This window comes from Pseudomonas sp. Y3 TE3536, assembly GCF_053629175.1.
In genome coordinates, this window is the sequence record NZ_JBRJHU010000001.1 from 5,776,981 (window position 1) to 5,795,311 (window position 18,331).

Below are 18,331 nucleotides of genomic sequence, written 5' to 3' on the forward strand. Positions count from 1 at the left end.
GCCGTGAAGGCCCTGACCGCGGTGTTGATCCTGTGCCTGCTGGCGCCTGTCGCCCAGGCCAGGACCCTGCCCAACCCCAACCAGCGCCCGGCGCCGGGCAACGAGGTGCCACCGGTGCCGATTGCCCAGGCCGGTTACTCGGTGCCGGTGAATTATCAGTTGCAATGCGCTGGCTGCCACCGCGACAACGGCGAAGGCTCGGCGGCCAACGACACGCCGCGCATGCAGGGGTTTGTCGGCAACTTCCTGCGGGTGCCGGGCGGGCGCGAGTTTTTGGTGCGGGTGCCGGGGATTTCCCAGTCGGCGCTTAATGATCAGCAGATTGCCGATTTGCTTAATTGGCTGCTGGCGCGGGATGGGATGGCCGGCAACAGCTCACCCGAGCAATGGCCGCCGTACAGCGGCGAGGAAGTGCATCGGGTACGTCAGAACAGCATGCTCAACCTGCCGCATGTGCGCGCCGGGTTGATCGAAGCGATGCAGGCCAAGGGCATTGCCATCAGCGATGGGCTTAGCCACTGAATCACGCAAGCGTTGTGCCTTCAGCCCGCCCTGTCAGCGGGCTTTTTTTTGGTTGTCGGGTGGTTTTTTTGGGGGGGTTGGGGGTGTTCGTCGCAGGATTTTCGGCGCCTGTGAGATCGAGCGCCGCCCGCGCGGCGCTTCGCGGGGCAAGCCCGCTCCCACATCTGTTTCGGGCCAGTGCAGCCTGTGATATTTGCGCGCGACCGCCTTGTTGGTCCACCTCGATATTGAGGTGGGCGCTAAGGGGCCGCGCGCCCATGGAACAGGAATGACTGGCCCGAAACAGATGTGGGAGCGGGCTTGCCCCGCGAAGCGCCGCGCGGGCGGCGCTCGATCTACGCCCCACCTCACAACCTGAGGCAGGCACCTCGTCGCCCTCAGCCCTCCCCCAACCTGCCAAAGTGCAACATCTGGAAACAAACCTGTATCAATTGGCTACATCGCAGCGCATTCCAACGCACTAATCACACCACTACCACTGCCAACACACTCATCAAAAATAAAATTAATCTCAATTAAAACAATGCACTAGCCAATACCCTCTGCTTTACCACCACCTCTCAGGCCCGCTTTTTGCTTGAAAATTCAAGTGAATTTTAATGCTTTAAGGCACCCCTCCAAGAGTTCGCCCAAGCGAACCGTTCCACGTCTTACCGCGCGAGGCCCCCATGACACCAGCAACCCGTGTTACCGACGATCACTTCCAGGCCTGGCTCAGCCAGGTCAACGATGCCTGCGGCCACTTCAACGCCCGCAAGCTTGACGCAGGCTTCGTCGGCCAGCTCGAAAAGTGCCAGGTAGGCCAGATTTCCATGAGCATCGTCGACATGACCCACGTCAACCTGTTCCGCGGCCCGCGGGAAATACGCGCCAGCGGTGCCGACAACTACTATGCCGTCTTGCAGATGGCCGGCACCTCGCATATCGAGCACCAGGATGCACGCATAGAGCTGCGGCCCGGCGACCTGACCCTGATCGACGCCAGTGCCCCGCTGGACATGCACTTCCACCAGCGCTCGCGCCAGTTGTCGCTGATTTTGCCGCGCACTCAGGTCGAAAGCGGCACCCGCGGCGTCAGCGTGGCCTGCGCCAAACGCATCGAAGCGCAAACCCCATTGGCCAGCATGGCCCGCCAGATGATGCTCGAAGCCGGCCGCACCCAGCACATGGCCAACAACGAAAGCCAGGCCGTACTGGAGGCGCTGATCGCCTTGCTGCGCCCCGCCATCACCCAGGACTCGGTGCCCGGCAGCCACGAGCGGATGTTCCGCAAGGCCCTGGCACTGATTGACCAGCGCATCACCTGCGAAAGCCTGACACCTGAGTTCATTGCCCGCGAAGTCGGCATCTCCATGCGCAGCCTGTACCGCATCTTCGCCAAACACGACCTGGTCATCGCCCAGTACATCCGCAACCGCCGCCTCGACTTCTGCGCCGAAAGCCTGCGCAACCCGTCGATGGATCAGAAGGTGTCTTCGCTGGGGTATGCCTGGGGGTTTTCCGATTCGAGTTACTTCAGCACCGCATTCAAAGGCCGGTTTGGCATGACCCCAGGCGAGTACCGCAAGCGTCACGCCAACTGACAAGCCCAGCAAACACCCTGGCAGGCACAACAAAACCCGCCCGCCTGTACTCGCACACAATCAAGCAGAACACCAACAAGAAGCAGCCCCGCGCTGCCCTACCCAGGAACCGTGCGTGATGTCGACCGTCGTATCCAGCAAGTTCGTAATGCCCTTCCTCCTTGCCGCGCTGGCCAGCCCGCTGGCCCTGGCCGAAGACTGCGCGGCCCCGCAGCGCCAGCAGGGCGAACAGGTGTTCGCGCGTGACTGCGCGGCGTGCCATTCGGCGCAAAAGGATGGCCCAGTGATGATGGGCCCCAACCTGCACGACGTGGTGGGCCGTACCCCCGGTACCGTGCCAGGGGCCAATTACTCTCAGGCCATGAAAACCCGCCAGGCGGCCTGGACGGCGCAAAGCATCGGCGCATTCATTGCCCAGCCACAGGCGGCAGTACCCGGCACCTACATGCCTTATGCAGGGTTGCCGGACGCGGGCGAACGCCAGTCGGTGACGTGTTTCCTCGCCGGCCTCAAGTAACCACGTTTGCCCACGAAGGCCCCGCAATGGGGCCTTCTGCGTTTTCAACGCCCGCCCCATCAGCTTGGCACACCGCCAAAGTCAACTGGCAGCCAGGGCAAAAGCCCAGGGCTGGGCTTGCTTCATGATCATTGGCACGTCTTCGGAACTTCTGCCAAAACCATGACAAAGGAAGCCAGACCATGCACCACCGCCCGTTCCGCCTAACCTTGGCCGCACTCCTGGCCGGGGCTTCGCTGAGTGCGTCCGCGCACGAGCTGTACAGCGATGCCGAACGCCATCTGAACGCCAATGTGGAAGCCGTGTTCGGTGCATTCCACAGCGAACGCAGCTACGCCATCGCCCGCGACCAACCCGGCTCCACCTCGTGGCGGGAAGGCTATATCAAGTATGGCTTGAGCGCCGACCAGGCCCTGGGCAGCGTCGGTTCGCTGTACGGCGCCTTCGCCATGCTCAGCTCGGCGACTTGGGGGGACGGTGATGCTGCCGGCTTCAGCGATGGCAGCGAACGCACCAGCAAGATCGAGGATGCCTACGTGGGCTGGAAGTCCGGCAACCTGGTGCCGATGCTGGGCGAGGACGGTATCGACCTGTCGTTCGGCAAGCAGATGGTCGCCGTGGGCGATGGGTTTCTGCTTCAGGGTGACTCGCTGAACGTCGGCCATGGCCTTGCCGATGGTCAGTTCAACCGGGGCGGTGCGTACTACCTCGCCGCTCGCAAGAGCTTCGACAAGACCGCCGTGCTGCGCCTGGGCGGCAGCAGTGGTTGGCGCGGCGACCTGATGTGGCTGCAGTCAGACAACCGCGCCCAGGCCAACACCGAACTGCACGTGGCCACCCTTGAGCACGTGGCGGACGCCGGCACCGTCGGCCTGACCTATATCGGCACTACCCATGTCGACGAGCAGTACGCCTCCCCACTGCAACTGGAACGCGATGGCATGAAGACTTACAGCCTGCGTGGCCAGGGCAATGCCGGGGTAGAAAACCTGTTTCTGTCCGGGGAATACGCCAAACAGGACAAGCCCCATACCGCCACCGAGGACGCCTGGTACCTGGAAGCCGGCTGGACCTTCGCCGACCTGCCCTGGCAACCGAACCTGAGCTACCGCTACAGCCGCTTTTCCGAGCAGTACGACACGCTGTTCTATGGCCTCGGGCGCGGGTTGGGTACCTGGTTCCAGGGTGAGGTGGCCGGTAACTATGCCGGGCCGTTCAACAGCAATGCGCGGGTGCAGAAGCTCGGCCTGACAGTCAGCCCGACGCCGACGTTGAACCTTGGCGTGATGGGGTTCCATTTCGACACCATCGATCGCAACCTGGGCAATGTGGACGGACGCGAGCTGGATATCTATGCCGAGTGGACCCTCAATGATCACCTGATGATCGTGCCGCTGGTGGGGTTGTATCAGCCGGATCGTAGCGTGGAGCAAGGGGGGACGCAGTTGGGCAACAACCACGACAACCTGTATGGCCAGGTGGTGTTCGTCAGTACCTTCTGAGCTGAAGATCTGGGGCTGCTTTGCAGCCCCAGCATCCGTGACTACCGCTCTGGCACCGGCAACGGCGCGTCGCTATTCCACGCCGTCACTGGCCGGCTGAACAGGTTCTCGGTCTGGAAATGCGCCATGCGCCACTGGCCCTCTTCCAGCGCAAAGCGCACGGTCAGCCGGGCAGCATTGAGGTGCGAGGCGCCGTCGGCAAAGGTACTGGTCTGCAACATCACCCAGCGCCCCACTCCTTCCTCACCGGCCACCTCGATAACCTCACTGGTCAGAAAGTGCACATTCAAGGCGAAATGCGCCGGGGTCTTCATGTAGGTGGCGAACATCGCCCGGATCGCTTCGCGCCCGCGGTAGCCGCCAAAGCTCTCGGCGTACTTGGCGCCCTTGCCCTCCCACACCGCGTCACGGCAAAACAGCTGCGCCAGTTCATCGAGCGGGGATTGCGCGTCCAGTTGGTCGCACAACGCCATGTAGCGGTTGATGCAGACGCGGATGGCCTGCTGGTGTTCAAAGCTGCGCAGGCGGGCCTGGAGTTCGAGGATATCGGTCATCGCAATCGTGGCCTCAATGATCGTTGCCGGCGTACAGGTTCAGCAGCAAGCGCTCGGCCACTGCCAGCAATTTCTCGTCGGCGCCTTTGGCCGCCACCAGTTGCAGGCCAACCGGCAAACCGGCCTCGCTGCCCAGCGGAATGCTCAACGCCGGGTGCCCCGACAGGTTGAACGGCCGCACCAGCGAGGTCATGCCCAGCACCGCGCGGGTATCGGCGGCGTCCTCCAGGCGCAGTGGGAAGTCCGGCATGGTCGGCAGGGCCAGGACATCGAAGTTGGCCAGGGCCTGGTCGACTTCTTCAGTAAAGCGTCGACGCACCTCCTCTGCCTCGGCCAGCGCCGTGTCAGTGGTCTGCCCCGCTGCCGCCAGGCGCCCGGCGATATCGCTGCCGACCTTGCCGGTTTGCAGAAGGTGGCCACAGCCTTCGAACGTCTCGCGGTTGATCACGACCATGCCGGCGTCATAGGCGGCGCCAAAGTGTTTGAGTTCGACATTGCCCAACGGCAAGCCACTGGCGCTCAGGGCCCCGTGCACCACTTTGTGGATGGCGGCCTCGGCGGTCACCCGCAATACGCCGATGCGCGCCTTGGCCGGTACCTGGGCGGGGACGAAACTGGGGTCGATCATGCTCATGGCGCGTACCAGCATCGGCAGGCTCGCGGCGAACGGGCCAACGCAGTCGAGGCTGGTGCGGGCCGGCATCACGCCTTTACGGCTTACCCGGCCAAACGTCGGCTTGAGGCCGAACACGCCACAGCAACAGGCCGGGACACGCACCGAGCCACCGGTGTCGGTGCCCAGGCTGAAATCCGCCAGGCCAGCGGCCACCGCAGCAGCCGAGCCGCTGGACGAGCCACCGGGTATGCGCCCCGGAAAGCGCGGGTTGGCGGCCGTGCCGGTATAGCGGTTGATGCCGGTCGTGCCGAACGCCAGTTCGTGCAGGCTAACCTTGCCGGTTAGCCGGGCACCGGCCGCCAGCAACTGGCTGACCACGTCGGCATGCCGCTCGGCCAACGGCGCATCCTCTAACGCCTGGCTGCTGGCGCGGGTCGCGGTACCGGCGACATCGATGGTGTCCTTGACCACGACCCGGGGGCCGGTGCCGCCCAGATCAAGGGTTTCTACTATGATTGTCATTGTTGTGCAGCCCTCTTCAAGAATGGATGCCGGGCCTGGGCCCAGCCGATAAAATGCGTGCCGATTACTTGAAATGTCAACTGAACATTCCAGTATTATGCGCCCGCTTTACGGTAGCCAAATGCGCGGAAACGTCTATGATGTCGCGACTATTTCCGCACAAGTAGTGAATCGATGAGCAACTCGAAAAACACAGGCCACAGCCACCACGACCCGGCCAGCGATGAATTTCGCAAGGAAGATTTCCCCTTCTACTGGCTGGCGCGCGTGCATGGCCGCTACACCCAGAACATGGAACGTCTGCTCAAGAAGATCGACCTCGACGTGCCGCGCTGGCGCGTGCTGTGGATCCTCAACGAGAACGGTGAATCGAGCATTTCCGAGATCTCCACCCACGCCATCGCCAAGCTGTCGACCATCACCAAGATCGTCTACCGCATGAAGGACGACGGCCTGGTCGATACCGCGCCAAGCCCGGAGGATGGGCGCGTGACCCAGGTGCGGATCACCGAAGTCGGCCTGCAGAACATCGAGCGCATGCAGGACGTGACGCGCGAACTGTTCCAGCGCAGTTTCAAGGGGCTGACCGAAGCGCAGGTGCAGCGCCTGAACCGGATGCTGGAAGTGGTGTTCCATAACCTCGAAACCCCTTAACGCCCAATTCCCTTCCTGTAGGAGCAGCCTTGTGCTGCGAAGAGGCCAGTGCAAACGGCACACAGCGCCGGTACTTTCACCGGCCTCTTCGCAGCTGTAGGAGCAGCCTTGTGCTGCGAAGAGGCCAGTGCAAACGGCACACAGCGCCGGTACTTTCACCGGCCACTTCGCAGCTGTAGGAGCAGCCTTGTGCTGCGAAGAGGCCAGTGCAAACGGCACACAGCGCCGGTACTTTCACCGGCCTCTTCGCAGCACAAGGCTGCTCCTACACAGGGTCAGCGCAAGCTGCTCAGCACGCCTTCGAGAGCACACAGCGCCGGTACTTTCACCGGCCTCTTCGCAGCACAAGGCTGCTCCTACACAGGGTCAGCGCAGGCTGCTCAGCACGCCTTCGAGGCCTCGCATACCCGGTGATAGGCCCGGTTGAAATACACCAGCCCATCGTCCGCCCCACCATGGCGGATGTCCTGGATCTCGCAGTAGAAAATGCTGTGCGAACCCACCTCATGCACCTGGGCAATGCGGCAGTCGAAGTTGACCAGCGCCTCCTGCATCACCGGCGCGCCGCTCTCCAGCACGGTCCAGTGCGTGGTCGCAAAGCGCTCTTCCGTGCTCAGGTTGCGGTTGGCAAACGCCCCCGACAGCTCCTGATGGGTACCGGCCAGCACGTTCACGCACAGCGCGCCGTTGGCCTTGAATTGCTCATTCGAATACGAGGCGCGGTTCATGCACACCAACAACGTGGGCGGCGCGTCGGTCACGCTGCACACCGCCGACGCGGTAAAACCGAAACGGCCTGCAGGGCCATCGGTGGTGATGACCGATACGGCGCCACCGAGCAGCGCCATTGCATTGCGAAACTGGCTTACATCTACCATGGTCATGCTCCTCAGATATCCAGCACCAGCTTGTTGGACTTGGCCCGCGAGCAGCACACCAGGATCTGGTCGTTCGCGGCTTTTTCTTCATCGGTCAGGTACACATCGCGGTGGTCTGGCTCGCCTTCGAGCACTTCGCACATGCAGGTCCCGCAGACGCCCTGCTCGCAAGAAATGTCGATCTTGATGCCAACCTGAGCAAGGGCTTCGAGGATGGTCTGCCCCTCGGCCACCTGCACGGTCTTGTTGCTGCGCGCCGCCACCACTTCAAAACCTTGGCCACTGGCGTCCACCTCGACCTGGAAGTACTCCTTGTGGATGTGGTCTTCGGCATAACCCTGCCGACGCGCGCCCTCAATCACCCAGTCCATGAAGCCGGACGGGCCGCAGGTGTACAGGTGGGTGCCCTGGCTGGCTGCGCCCAGCACCGCCTCCAGGTTCAGCCGCTGTGCCGGGTCTTCATCATCGAAGTGAGTGACCACCCGCGCGGCGAACGGCGCCGCCGCCAGCGCCTCGAGAAACGCACTGCGGCTGCGCGAGCGCCCGCAATAATGCAGTTCGAAATCCGCGCCCTGCTGGTGCAGGGCGTGGGCCATGGCGATCATCGGCGTGATGCCGATACCACCGCCCAGCAGGATCGAACGGCTGGCCTGCGGCGCCAGCGGGAACAGGTTGCGCGGCGCGCTGATCTGCAGCTCGCGCCCTTCCAGCAAGGTCTCGTGCACGCCCACCGAACCGCCGCGTGAAGCTGGGTCTTTCAGCACACCTAGGCGATACACCGAAGCATCGGCCGGGTCACTGCACAGCGAATACTGGCGCACCACGCCGGGCGCCACGTGGATATCGACATGCGCGCCCGCCTCGAAGGCCGGCAACGCCGCGCCATCAGCGCGCCCCAGGTCGAGGACGACCACGTCGGCCCCTTGGATCTCGCGCTTGCGCACGACTACGTTCAACAATTGTTCATTCATGGCCGGTGTCCCGTGTAACGACAGGAGGCGCGCAGCGCCCCGCAAAAAAAATCAACGCATGAACAGGCCGCCGTTCACGTCCCAGGTCGCCCCGGTGGTGAAGTAGGCTTCGGGCCGCGCCAGTTGCACGATCAGGTCGCCCAGAAAACCGGCGTCCCCCAGGCGCTGCACCGGGATGTTCGCCAGTAACCCTGGCATGCGCTCGGCGGGCACCGCGGCATGCACCGCCGGCGAATCGATCGGGCCGGGGGCGATGGCGTTGACCGTGACGCCACGGGCAGCGAACTCCTTGGCGAAGATCTTGGTCAGGGTGACGATCGCGCCCTTGCTTGCCGCGTAGTGCGCGCCGGTCGCGGTGCCGCCGTTCTGCCCGGCCAGCGAGGCCATGTTGATGATCCGCCCGTAACCGGCCTCGGCCAGGTACGCGCCGAACACCTGGCAACCGAGGAACACGCTGCGCAGGTTCAAGCCAACCACGGCGTCGAATTCTTCTGGGCTGATCTGCATCAGCGGCGTGGTCTTGGTCACCGCAGCGTTGTTGACTACCACGTGCAGGGCGCCAAAGTGCCCCAGCACCTGGGCCAGCGCCTGCTCGAAATCGGCCTTGCTGGCGACATCGAGCTTGACCGCCAGGGTACGGCCGCCCTGCCCTTGCCGGGCTTGCTGCAGTTGTTCGGCGCTGGCCTGAGCGAGCGCCAGGTCACGGTCCGAGACCACCACGTCAAAGCCTGCGGCAAGCAGTTGCGCGCAGAAGCGCTGGCCCAAGCCCTGGCCGGCGCCGGTTACCAATGCGACTTGGTTCATGGTCGGTTCCTCACAGGATGTAGCCGATACCGGCGAGGGTATCGTCACTGTTGATCAGGCTGATCACCTTGCGGTGGATCTTGAAGCTGCCTTGCGCCCGCACCAGGGTGTAGGTCAGGTCGGCGCTGTAGTGCTTGAGGCTTTCCTTGCGGAACTCACGCACGTTCTGCGCGCAGCGCACGGTCACGTTGACGCCGTCGTCGCCCAGCACCCGGAAGCGCGAAATCGTGCGCACGGTACGTGGCTGCGGGCTGGTGGAAATCGACTCGCCGCCGATCAACCGCTGCACGCGCAGGCCACGCATGTGGTGGTCGTCGTAGGCGTAGTTGAGGGTGTTTTCGTAGTCGCTCTCGCGCGGGTCGATGGGGATGATGTACGTGCCTTTTTCGGTCCATTGGCCGAGCCAGGTGTCGTACTCGCCGTGGTCGAGCATGTCGCCTTCCTGCCAGATGAAGGCGGTGACTTCGTTCAGTAGGTTCAGATCCATCACTTGCTCTCCGTCATCATCTTCTTCCACTGCTGGTACGCCGCGCGCATGCCGGTTTCGGCACTCACGTCAGACACCAGCCCGTCGGCGCTGGGCTTCTCGCCCGGCAGGCCGCGGTTGAGCATGATCCACAGGTCTTCACCGGCACGGGCGCCTTTCTGCACGCGCTCCCAGGCTTCGGAATCGTCCGGGGTGCCAAAGCCCATCGGGCCTTGGAAGTGCTCGTGCAGGCGCAGGCGGTAGCGGTTGGCCGCGGCTGGGCCGCCGTCCATGGTGATCACCGAGTGGTGGATTTCGGTCTCGGTCACCGAGATCGGCTGCAGCACGCGGAAAAACGCCATCGAGCAGGCGACGTTGGGGAACAGGTTGAGGTTGAAGCCCGAGCCACCAACGGCGCGGACGATGCGACGCACCTGCTGCTCGTCGATGCCTTCGTCACGCAGCTCGGCGGCGAGGGACTCGAAGCGCTCGGGGATCGGCTTGTCGAGGTCGGCTTCCAGGTCCACCAGCTCGGGGATCATCACCATCACGCTGTGGCCGTTGCCGAGGTCTTCGACGTAGCCGGGGCCTTTGACGAAGTCGAACAGCTCCAGGGTCTGCTCGTCGACCGAGGACAGGAAGCTTTTGTGCACCAACGGGAAATGATAGGCGTCGGTGGTGTTTTCCAGCTGGATCTTCCAGTTGCCGGGGAAGCGGAAGCGGTGCTCGCCGGGGACCTTGATGCCGTAGCCGGCGCCTTGCTTCATGAACAGGTCCATCCACTTCTTCGCTGCGCCGAGGAAGTCTTCGAGCGGTTCGATGTCGTCCTTGAAGGTGGCGAAGACCATGCCGGCGTAGCTTTCCACGCGCAGGCTGACCAGTGGCAGCTCGGCCTTGTCCAGGCAGTCGCCGTAGCTTTCCGGGTGGGGAATGCCGCGCAGCGAGCCATCGAGGGCGTAGCCCCAGCCGTGGTAGGGGCAGACAAAGCTGTTGGTCTTGCCCTTCTTGTGCTCGCAGACCGTGGCGCCGCGGTGGCGGCAGCGGTTGAGCAGCACGTTGATGGCCTTTTTGCGGTCACGCACGACGATCACCGGCTGTTTGCCGATGAAGGTGGTCTTGTAGCTGCCGGGCTCGGGGACTTCGCTCTCGTGGGCGACCCAGATCCAGGTGCTGTGGAAGATCTTCTGCAGTTCGGCGTCGAACAGGGCCGGGTCGGTGTAGAGGGAGGTGTGGACGCGGTCGGGCTGGACCAGCTCGGCCGGGTCGACCGTCAGGTTGACGGCAGGGATCAGGTTGCTCACGGTATCGTCCTCCACTCAGGCGCGCTGGATGATCAGTTCGCGGCCGACACGGGCCTCGACCTTGGCGTAGCGCCACAGCTTGTACGGCCCCTCGCCCACCGCCGTGCAGCGGAACAGGTTGCAGGCGGCGTGCACGGTCTCGATGTCCGGTACGTCGGCCAGCAGGTAGGTGGTCCAGGGGAAGCCGTCGGACGGGCCGACCATACCTTGGTCATCGTCCATGTTGCCCAGCACGTTCACCCCGGTCAGGTCGTGAATGCCATTCCACATCGCGCTGAAGGCGGCCCACACCTGCAGCTGCTCCTCACGGGGGGCATCGAAGAAGTTCTGGTTGATGCCCATGCAGAACAGCACACGCAACGCTTTCTTATCGCTCATGACAAAATTCCCGAAAGTTACAGGTAGCCCGGAAGGGGCTGTTTACCGAAGAACATCGCACCGGCGTTCTGGTACGTGACGTCGCCCATGAAGGCGTGCTGGGTCACCACCTGCGCATCGTTGACGCAGCGGGCCAGCGGGCTTTCGTTGTAGATGCCGGTCATGCCCGAGAGCATCTGCGCACTGCGCGCCACTTCAGCGGCCACACGGGCGGCATGGGTGGAGGACAGGCGCAATAGGTTGGTGACGTCGACCGGTACCGGGTCGCCCGCCAGCACGTGCTCCCAGGCACGTTCGATGGACTCGTAGAAGAACGCCCGCGCCGAGCGCAGCGCCGCCTCGGCCTTGGCCACATCGACCTGGGCCAGCGGCCGGTCGGCCAGTGCCGGGGCGCCGGTCACCGAGATGCGCCCACTGGCCATGCCTGACAGTTCGTCCAATGCAGCGCGGGCGATGCCCAGCCCGACCACCGAGAGCACCTGGGTGGCGAACGACAGCGATGGGTAACGGAAGAACGGCTCGTCCAGGTTGGGCTTGCCGCCCCGCACGAAGGTCCACTGCTCGCCCACCACCACGTCCTCGACCACCAGGTCGTGGCTGCCGGTGCCGAGCAGGCCGACGGTGTCCCAGGTTTCTTCGATGCGCGCCTGCTGGCGCGGCATCACGGCCAGGCGCGGCAGGTCGAGCTTGTCGCCATTACGCGGGGCAATCCCGACCCCCACGATGTCCGCGCCCATGGACCCGCTGGAGTACTTCCAGCGGCCGTTGACCTTGAAGCCTCCGGGCACGATCTCGGCCGGTTGTGGCGGGAAGATGCCCCCGGCAAACACCGTGTCGGGGCTGTTGCCGTAGATCTCGGCGATGGTCTCCAGCGGCAGCGCCGCCAGGTACACGGGGCTCATGCCGAAGCTGGCCACCCAGCCGGCAGAGCCGTCTGCATGGGAGATGCGTTCGATCATTTCACAGAAGGCCCCCGGCGAGCACTCAAGCCCACCAAAGCGCTTAGGCACCAAGGCGCGGTACACGCCATGGGCCTTGAAGGCGTCGATCACATCGCGGGATATGTAGCGCTGGCGGTCGAACTCACCGAGGCGAGCACGATCACGAACACCGTCAAGCAAGGCCTCGAAAGCAGGGCCAGAGGCGAGCGCCGACACAGGCGCGGCACGCAGGCAAAGCGAATCCATGGACATTCTCCGTCTCAGGCGCGGTTTTTGTACTGATGCTTGTGGGGGGCGTTGGCTGGGCTCGTGGAAGGCAAGCACTGGCCATACAGAGGGGCGAAGGCAGGTTCGGGCGGCATGGTCTGTCTCTCTTGTTTTAGGTGCCGGTGACAAATATTTGCGGCGATTTACGTGAATTGTCAATTGAATTTTCACGCTAAATCAGGAGAAAAATTTGCCTATCCCTAACGGATAAACCCTCTAAAAATTGGCTATCTACATGATTTAAATGGATTTATACGACTTCAAAAACCGGTTACAACGCGCCTAAAAAAACTAACGACCAGCGCCGATATCACGAAAAATTTTTAGCGCCTTTTTCACATGATTTCGGACAGAAAAAAACGCGTGTACGATGGCCTGGCATGGAGCGCGACAACGCCGGCCACCCACGCCGAGCACACAAAAAAAACAAGCCAACGCCCCACCAGGATGGATGGGGACACGCCAATGCCTGCCGTGATTACCCCCGAGGTCGAGGTCATGCCCACCCGCCATATCGATCTGCAGGACCACCGCCTGCGCTACCTGCACCTGAGCCATGACAAGGGCTCCATGCGCGCCGCTGCCGAAGTGCTCGGCGTCGCCACCTCATCGGTCAGCCGGCAGATCGCCCGGCTGGAAGAAGAACTGGGCATCGAACTGGTGCGCCCCGGCACCCACCGCATCAGCCTGACTGCCGCGGGCGAGGCTGCCGTGGACTACTACATCGAACGCATTCGCCAACACGCGCTGCTGGTCGACCGGCTGGACGAATTGCGAAGCCGCCAGCAAGCCTCGACGGTGATCGCCATCGGCGAAGGCCTGCTGGGGGCCCGGGCGATCAATTCGTTGCAGGGCTTTTTGCACGCGCACAATGCGCACAAGGCCGAGATCATCAGCGCCCCGTCCTTGGAGGTGCAGCGCATGGTGATGAACGACGAGGCGCACCTCGGCGTAGTCTTTGCGCCTAACGCGTCGGCCCGCCTGACGCGCCTGTTCAGCCTGGCGCAGCCATTGCGGATGATTGTTCACCGTGACAGCCGGATGGCCGAGCGCTCCACGGTCAGCCTCGCCGAAGTGGCCCGCGAATCACTGGTGCTGCCCGGCGCCAACTTCCGCGTGCGGGAGCTGGCGGATGCCGCCTGCAAGGACCAGCCGTTCGCCATCGTGCCCACCCTCACCTCCAACTCCCTGGCGGTGATTCTGGACTTCGTTCGGTCGGGGCTGGGCGCCACCTTGCTGGCCGAACTGCCGATCATCGACGAGCTCAAGAACGGCACCTTCAAGGCCCTGGCCATCGATTGCGAGGCGATGAATGCGACCGATATCCAGATTGTTACGCGCCGTGGGCGAACCTTGGATGGCATGAGCCGGGAATTGGCGACGGAGATGGCCAAGGCGGTGCGGATGGCGTTGTGATCTTGGTGCTTGTCTTATGACATGCAGCGCCTATGAGATCGCGCGCCGCCCGCGCGGCGCTTCGCAGCACAAGGCTGCTCCTACATCTGTTTCGGGCCAATTATTCCTGTGACATGGGCGCGCGCCCCCCTTTGCGCCCGTCTCACCTGTAGGAGCAGCCTTGTGCTGCGAAGCGCCGCGCGGGCGGCGCTCGATGTCCGCCCCCACAAAAAAACTACGCCGAACGCATAGCCACCCCCCATTGCAAAAAACGCAACAACATTGATCCCCCCTGTCATTGAGCCCCACCCCCCTGCCCTTTAGCGTTGCTCCCATAAGAAAACGCCCCATAGGTGACCCCGTGAGCAACCTGATCCCCGCCGTCAACCTGACGGTCGACCCGGCCGAGCTGGTCCAGCCCGACCGTGTCCACACCTCCCTCTACACCGACCCGGCCCTGTTCGACGCCGAACTGCAGAAGATCTTCCACAGCACCTGGATCTGGGTCGCCCACGAGAGCGAAGTCCCCGAGCCCGGCAGCTACAAGACCACCTTCATCGGCAAACAGCCGGTGATCGTCGTGCGTGACCGCAAAAAGGCCATCAACGTGCTGCTCAACCGCTGCCGCCACCGCGGCGCCACGGTCTGCGAGCACAAGAAGGGCAAGACCAACAGCTTCGTTTGCCCCTACCACGGCTGGGGCTACGCCCTCGACGGCTCGCTGCGCGGCATCCCCCACCCGGAAAGCTACGGCGACTGCCTGGACAAGGCCGAGCTGCCACTGGTCAGCCTGCGCGTGGAAAGCTACGCCGGCATGGTCTTCGCCACCTTCAAGGACGACATCGAACCGCTCGAAGACTTCCTCGGCGCAGCGAAGAAGTGGATGGACCTGTTCATGAAGCAAGGCGCCGGCTACGGCATCAAGGTCCCCGGCGAGCACCGCTTCCGCTTCCCCGGCAACTGGAAGATCCAGCTGGAAAACACCACCGACGCCTATCATTTCCCGTTGGTGCACAAAAGCTTCCTGTCCTCGGTCGACGAGCAGACCCTGGAGCTGTTCGACTTCGTCAAAGGCCCCGGCTACGTCGAAGACCTCGGCAACGGCCACAGCGTGATGGTGATGATCCCCGAGCTGGTGGACCTGGAAGCCGACCTCGACAAGCCGATCCCCGAGCGCTTCGAGTCCCTCGCCGCCGAGCTGCGTGACGAAGGCATCGACGAGCAGCAGGTGCGTCGCATCGTCCGCGCCGTCGGTGGCTCGGGCTTCAACCTCAACCTGTTCCCCAACGTCGCCTGCTCGATGGCGTTTTTCCGCGTGCTGCAGCCGATCTCGGTGACCGAGACCGAAATCCACCACTCGGTGATCACCATGGACGGCGGCCCAGCCGCGGCCAACCGCTACCGCCTGCGCCTGCACGAGCACTTCCAGGGCCCGATGGGCTTTGGCACCCCGGACGATTCCGAAGCCTGGGAGCGCGTGCAGAAAGGCGCCCGTGCCGGTGAAGACCTGTGGATCATGCTCAACCGCGGCCTGCCGGGCGAGAAGCCCAGCGCAGACGGGCTGGTGTCTGACGTGAGTGCCGAAACCGGCATGCGCGCGGCGTACCAGCAGTGGAAGAAGATGATGACGGAGAGCAAGTGATGGATCTGAACCTACTGAACGAAGTCACCGCCTTCATCTGGCAGGAAGGCGACATGCTCGACCACGGCGAGTACGACACCTGGCTCGGCCAATGGACCGAAAAAGGCACGTACATCATCCCCATCGACCCGCGCGAGAGCGACTACGAAAACACCCTCAACTACGCCTACGACGACCACCACATGCGTGGCCTGCGCGTGCAGCGGTTGATCGGCGGCGAGTCGATTTCCACCAGCCCCCAGCCACGTACCGTGCGCACGATTTCGCGCTTCCGGGTGCTGGGCGACGACGGCGTCAACGTCACCGTGCGCTGCGCGCAGAACGTGCGTGAGTTCCGCAAGGAAAGCCTCAAGCACTACAGCGCCGACCTGACCTACACCCTGTTGCGGGCGCAAGGCAGCTTCAAGATCCACCGCAAGGTGATCAGCCTGATCAACAGTGACGATACCCTCGCCGGTATCGGCTACATCCTCTAGGGCCACGACCATGAGCGAACAACTGCTCGATGTGATCGTGCAAGCCCGCGAAGTGCAAGGCGGCGACGTGGTCGTACTGGAACTGGCCGCGGTCGACGGCCAGGCCCTGCCGCGCTTTGCGGCAGGCGCCCACGTCGACCTGCACCTGGCGCCCGACCTGGTGCGGCAGTACTCGCTGTGCGGCGACCCCGCGCATGCCAATGTCTACCGCCTGGGCGTGCTCAAGGACAGCCAGTCTCGTGGCGGCTCGGTGGCAGTGCACGAGCAACTGCAGCCTGGCACGCCAATGCGCATCAGCGCGCCGCGCAACCTGTTCCCACTGGCCAGCGACGCCACGCGCTCAATCTTGCTGGGCGGTGGCATCGGCATCACCCCGATGATCGCCATGGCCCATGCCCTGCATGCCCAAGGTAAACCGTTCGAGCTGCATTACCGCGGCCGCTCACGCAGCCGCTGCGCGTTCGTCGACGAACTGCTCGGCGCACCGTTCGCGGCCAGCGTGTTCACCCACTTCAGCGATGAAGGCCCTGAGCAGCACCTGGACCTGGCCCAGGTGCTGGGCCCCGCCATGCCTGGCGTGCACCTGTACACCTGCGGCCCGGCGGGCTTCATGGATTGGGTGATCGCAGGGGCGCGCCAGCAAGGCTACGACGACCCACACATCCACCACGAGTACTTCCAGGCCGAGGTCGACACCTCGGGCGGCAGTTTCGAGGTGGTCGCCGCACGCAGCGGCAAGACCGTGCAGGTGCAGGAAGGCCAGCCCCTGACCGCCGCCCTGCGCAGTATCGGGATCAAGGTCGAGGTGTCCTGCGAGCAAGGTGTGTGCGGCACCTGCCTGTGCGACGTGCTCGAAGGCGAACCCGACCACCGTGACCACTACCTGACCGAAGAGGAGAAACACACCAACGAGCAGATCGTACTGTGCTGTTCCCGGGCGCGCGGCAAGCGCCTGGTGCTGGATATCTGAGAAACAAAAACAAAAACAATACGTGACAGACAAGCGGGCGCAAGACCTGCAGCCCTTCTGCCCAGTTGCTCGACTGCCCAGGACTTGTACTGATCACACTTCCAGGATTACCCCATGGAACTCAAATGGCCGTTGCGTGCGAAACCGTTTTGCTTGTGTGTGGGCGCCGTATTACCCCTGACGTGCTTGGCCGATGTGGTGGATGACAGCCACCTCTCGCTCAATTTCAGAAACCTCTACCTGAACCGTAACTTCACCAACCCCAGCGCGCCGGTGTCCAAGGTCGGCAACTGGTCGCAGGGCTTCGACCTGCAGTTCGAGTCCGGTTACACCGATACCCCCGTGGCAGTCGGTCTCGACCTCAACGGCCAGTATGCCGTGCGCCTGGACTCCACCGGCAACGATGGCTCGCTGCCCTTCAGCAAGCACCGCCAGCAGGCCGCCGACGACTATAGCCGCGGCGGTGCGACCCTGAAGCTCAAGTACGCCAACACCAAGGTACTGATCGGTGATCAGAAACCTTTCTACCCCGTCGCCTCCAACGACCCCAGCCGGCAGCTCGACACGATTTACCAGGGCGCGGTGATCGAATCACGCGACATCGACAACCTGACCCTCGTTGGCGGGCGCTTCTGGTCCATCGTCACCCGCGAGTCGTCCAACCATGAGCGCCTCTACCGCTACGGCACCCGCGACGACCTGGACAGTGATGGCCTGGACTTCGCCGGCGCCACCTACGCCCTGACCCCAGACCTGCAAGCCAGTTACTTCCATGGTGTGCTCAACGACATCTACAAGCAGGACTACGGCGGCATCAAGCACGCCCTGAAGTTCGCCGACGGCTACCAGTTGAAAACCGACGTGGGGTACTTCAACAACCGTGAAGACGGTGCCGCACGCAGCGGCACCGTGGACAACCGCGCCTACTTCGGCCTGGTCACCCTGGAAAAAAGCGGGCACATGCTGGGCCTGAGCTACCAGCGCATGACCGGCGATACCGTGTTCCCGACGTTGAACGGCTACGTGCCGCAGCTGTGGCTGCCGAACTGGGCGGGCCTGCCGTTCATTCGCCCAGATGAACGCAGCTGGTCGGTGCGTTATGGCTACAACTTTGCCGCCATGGGCCTGCCCGGGCTGAAGCTGTTCACCCGCTACATCAAAGGCACCGATATCGACCGCGGCCCGGGCCTTGCAAGGGACCAGGAAAGCGAGCGCGACATCATGCTCAGCTACGTGATCCAGAGCGGCCCGCTCAAAGACCTGGCCTTCGACCTGAAGAACATGCGTACCCAACAGCAGTACGGCAACGACTACAACGAGTATCGCCTGATCACTTCCTACACCTGGAAGTTCTGGTGACCGGCCCGCATGG

The 18,331-nt window shown here is 63.4% G+C and carries 19 protein-coding genes; 10 read left to right on the forward strand and 9 right to left on the reverse strand.

Translation table 11 applies throughout. The features are described from left to right. Positions 1–3 precede the first annotated feature (3 nt). The 4 genes from AB7M33_RS25805 to AB7M33_RS25820 all read left to right on the forward strand — a co-directional run bounded on the left by AB7M33_RS25805 (position 4) and on the right by AB7M33_RS25820 (position 4,124). Positions 4–522 carry a cytochrome C gene (locus tag AB7M33_RS25805; protein ID WP_454243950.1) on the forward strand — a complete coding sequence of 173 codons (519 nt, stop codon included), beginning with the start codon at positions 4–6 and terminating at the stop codon, positions 520–522. 668 nt (positions 523–1,190) lie between these two features. After that, positions 1,191–2,105 carry a transcriptional regulator FeaR gene (gene feaR / locus AB7M33_RS25810; protein ID WP_099429006.1) on the forward strand — a complete coding sequence of 305 codons (915 nt, stop codon included), beginning with the start codon at positions 1,191–1,193 and terminating at the stop codon, positions 2,103–2,105. Between the two features lie 118 nt (positions 2,106–2,223). Beyond that, positions 2,224–2,622 (forward strand): c-type cytochrome, encoded by a 399-nt coding sequence (locus AB7M33_RS25815; protein ID WP_027595336.1) that lies wholly within the window; start codon positions 2,224–2,226, stop codon positions 2,620–2,622. A 182-nt stretch (positions 2,623–2,804) separates the two neighbouring features. Continuing rightward, on the forward strand, positions 2,805–4,124 hold the full coding sequence (locus AB7M33_RS25820) for a hypothetical protein (protein ID WP_454243951.1): 1,320 nt from the start codon (positions 2,805–2,807) through the stop codon (positions 4,122–4,124). A gap of 41 nt (positions 4,125–4,165) precedes the next feature. Here the strand turns inward: AB7M33_RS25820 and AB7M33_RS25825 are convergent, their stop codons facing one another. Both AB7M33_RS25825 and AB7M33_RS25830 read right to left on the reverse strand, forming a co-directional pair. Beyond that, the gene (locus tag AB7M33_RS25825; RefSeq protein ID WP_274887692.1) at positions 4,166–4,678 is read right to left on the reverse strand and encodes a nuclear transport factor 2 family protein; all 513 of its coding nucleotides are present in this window, start codon (positions 4,676–4,678) and stop codon (positions 4,166–4,168) included. Positions 4,679–4,691: 13 nt separating this feature from the next. Continuing rightward, a complete protein-coding gene (locus tag AB7M33_RS25830; RefSeq protein WP_085274315.1) occupies positions 4,692–5,816 on the reverse strand; it encodes an amidase in 1,125 nt (374 codons plus the stop codon). Positions 5,817–5,990: 174 nt separating this feature from the next. On the opposite strand from AB7M33_RS25830, the gene AB7M33_RS25835 reads away from it, so the two are divergent. After that, the gene (locus tag AB7M33_RS25835; RefSeq protein ID WP_027595332.1) at positions 5,991–6,470 is read left to right on the forward strand and encodes a MarR family winged helix-turn-helix transcriptional regulator; all 480 of its coding nucleotides are present in this window, start codon (positions 5,991–5,993) and stop codon (positions 6,468–6,470) included. Between the two features lie 380 nt (positions 6,471–6,850). Here the strand turns inward: AB7M33_RS25835 and AB7M33_RS25840 are convergent, their stop codons facing one another. Genes AB7M33_RS25840 through iacA form a run of 7 tightly spaced genes read right to left on the reverse strand, consistent with a single transcriptional unit; the run spans position 6,851 to position 12,455 of the window. Then, on the reverse strand, positions 6,851–7,348 hold the full coding sequence (locus AB7M33_RS25840; protein WP_027595331.1) for a flavin reductase: 498 nt from the start codon (positions 7,346–7,348) through the stop codon (positions 6,851–6,853). 11 nt (positions 7,349–7,359) lie between these two features. Further along, entirely contained in the window at positions 7,360–8,319 is a 960-nt protein-coding gene (locus AB7M33_RS25845; protein WP_238216803.1) for a PDR/VanB family oxidoreductase, read from the reverse strand. Between the two features lie 51 nt (positions 8,320–8,370). After that, positions 8,371–9,123, reverse strand: a complete 753-nt coding sequence (locus AB7M33_RS25850) for an SDR family NAD(P)-dependent oxidoreductase (protein ID WP_454243952.1) — start codon at positions 9,121–9,123, stop codon at positions 8,371–8,373. Between the two features lie 10 nt (positions 9,124–9,133). Further along, the gene (locus AB7M33_RS25855) at positions 9,134–9,610 is read right to left on the reverse strand and encodes an aromatic-ring-hydroxylating dioxygenase subunit beta (RefSeq protein ID WP_099428997.1); all 477 of its coding nucleotides are present in this window, start codon (positions 9,608–9,610) and stop codon (positions 9,134–9,136) included. After that, positions 9,610–10,890: an aromatic ring-hydroxylating oxygenase subunit alpha gene (locus tag AB7M33_RS25860; protein WP_454243953.1), complete on the reverse strand. Its 1,281-nt coding sequence runs from the start codon at positions 10,888–10,890 to the stop codon at positions 9,610–9,612. Before AB7M33_RS25860 ends, AB7M33_RS25855 begins: the two co-directional genes overlap by 1 nt. A 15-nt stretch (positions 10,891–10,905) precedes the next feature. Further along, on the reverse strand, positions 10,906–11,268 hold the full coding sequence (locus AB7M33_RS25865; RefSeq protein WP_265970364.1) for an IacB protein: 363 nt from the start codon (positions 11,266–11,268) through the stop codon (positions 10,906–10,908). A gap of 17 nt (positions 11,269–11,285) precedes the next feature. Next, positions 11,286–12,455 (reverse strand): indole-3-acetate monooxygenase, encoded by a 1,170-nt coding sequence (gene iacA, locus AB7M33_RS25870; RefSeq protein WP_085274412.1) that lies wholly within the window; start codon positions 12,453–12,455, stop codon positions 11,286–11,288. Between the two features lie 486 nt (positions 12,456–12,941). Between iacA and AB7M33_RS25875 the strand changes: the two genes are divergently transcribed. From AB7M33_RS25875 to AB7M33_RS25895, 5 genes are all read left to right on the forward strand, one after another. Then, positions 12,942–13,892: a LysR family transcriptional regulator gene (locus AB7M33_RS25875; RefSeq protein ID WP_225876706.1), complete on the forward strand. Its 951-nt coding sequence runs from the start codon at positions 12,942–12,944 to the stop codon at positions 13,890–13,892. Positions 13,893–14,232: 340 nt separating this feature from the next. Beyond that, positions 14,233–15,513 (forward strand): aromatic ring-hydroxylating oxygenase subunit alpha, encoded by a 1,281-nt coding sequence (locus AB7M33_RS25880; protein ID WP_454243953.1) that lies wholly within the window; start codon positions 14,233–14,235, stop codon positions 15,511–15,513. Continuing rightward, positions 15,513–15,989 carry an aromatic-ring-hydroxylating dioxygenase subunit beta gene (locus tag AB7M33_RS25885; protein WP_454243954.1) on the forward strand — a complete coding sequence of 159 codons (477 nt, stop codon included), beginning with the start codon at positions 15,513–15,515 and terminating at the stop codon, positions 15,987–15,989. Before AB7M33_RS25880 ends, AB7M33_RS25885 begins: the two co-directional genes overlap by 1 nt. 10 nt (positions 15,990–15,999) lie before the next feature. After that, complete coding sequence (locus tag AB7M33_RS25890; RefSeq protein WP_258703980.1) at positions 16,000–16,959, forward strand: PDR/VanB family oxidoreductase; 960 nt, start codon at positions 16,000–16,002, stop codon at positions 16,957–16,959. A gap of 114 nt (positions 16,960–17,073) precedes the next feature. Then, complete coding sequence (locus AB7M33_RS25895) at positions 17,074–18,318, forward strand: OprD family outer membrane porin (protein ID WP_265970356.1); 1,245 nt, start codon at positions 17,074–17,076, stop codon at positions 18,316–18,318. Positions 18,319–18,331 lie beyond the last annotated feature (13 nt).

Coding starts and splice junctions, on each gene's coding strand:
- feaR (WP_099429006.1), top strand. CDS start 1,191: ATGACACCAGCAACCCGTGTTACCGACGATCACTTCCAGGCCTGGCTC.
- AB7M33_RS25815 (WP_027595336.1), top strand. CDS start 2,224: ATGTCGACCGTCGTATCCAGCAAGTTCGTAATGCCCTTCCTCCTTGCC.
- AB7M33_RS25820 (WP_454243951.1), top strand. CDS start 2,805: ATGCACCACCGCCCGTTCCGCCTAACCTTGGCCGCACTCCTGGCCGGG.
- AB7M33_RS25825 (WP_274887692.1), bottom strand. CDS start 4,678: ATGACCGATATCCTCGAACTCCAGGCCCGCCTGCGCAGCTTTGAACAC.
- AB7M33_RS25830 (WP_085274315.1), bottom strand. CDS start 5,816: ATGACAATCATAGTAGAAACCCTTGATCTGGGCGGCACCGGCCCCCGG.
- AB7M33_RS25835 (WP_027595332.1), top strand. CDS start 5,991: ATGAGCAACTCGAAAAACACAGGCCACAGCCACCACGACCCGGCCAGC.
- AB7M33_RS25840 (WP_027595331.1), bottom strand. CDS start 7,348: ATGGTAGATGTAAGCCAGTTTCGCAATGCAATGGCGCTGCTCGGTGGC.
- AB7M33_RS25845 (WP_238216803.1), bottom strand. CDS start 8,319: ATGAATGAACAATTGTTGAACGTAGTCGTGCGCAAGCGCGAGATCCAA.
- AB7M33_RS25850 (WP_454243952.1), bottom strand. CDS start 9,123: ATGAACCAAGTCGCATTGGTAACCGGCGCCGGCCAGGGCTTGGGCCAG.
- AB7M33_RS25855 (WP_099428997.1), bottom strand. CDS start 9,610: ATGGATCTGAACCTACTGAACGAAGTCACCGCCTTCATCTGGCAGGAA.
- AB7M33_RS25865 (WP_265970364.1), bottom strand. CDS start 11,268: ATGAGCGATAAGAAAGCGTTGCGTGTGCTGTTCTGCATGGGCATCAAC.
- iacA (WP_085274412.1), bottom strand. CDS start 12,455: ATGGATTCGCTTTGCCTGCGTGCCGCGCCTGTGTCGGCGCTCGCCTCT.
- AB7M33_RS25875 (WP_225876706.1), top strand. CDS start 12,942: ATGCCTGCCGTGATTACCCCCGAGGTCGAGGTCATGCCCACCCGCCAT.
- AB7M33_RS25885 (WP_454243954.1), top strand. CDS start 15,513: ATGGATCTGAACCTACTGAACGAAGTCACCGCCTTCATCTGGCAGGAA.
- AB7M33_RS25890 (WP_258703980.1), top strand. CDS start 16,000: ATGAGCGAACAACTGCTCGATGTGATCGTGCAAGCCCGCGAAGTGCAA.
- AB7M33_RS25895 (WP_265970356.1), top strand. CDS start 17,074: ATGGAACTCAAATGGCCGTTGCGTGCGAAACCGTTTTGCTTGTGTGTG.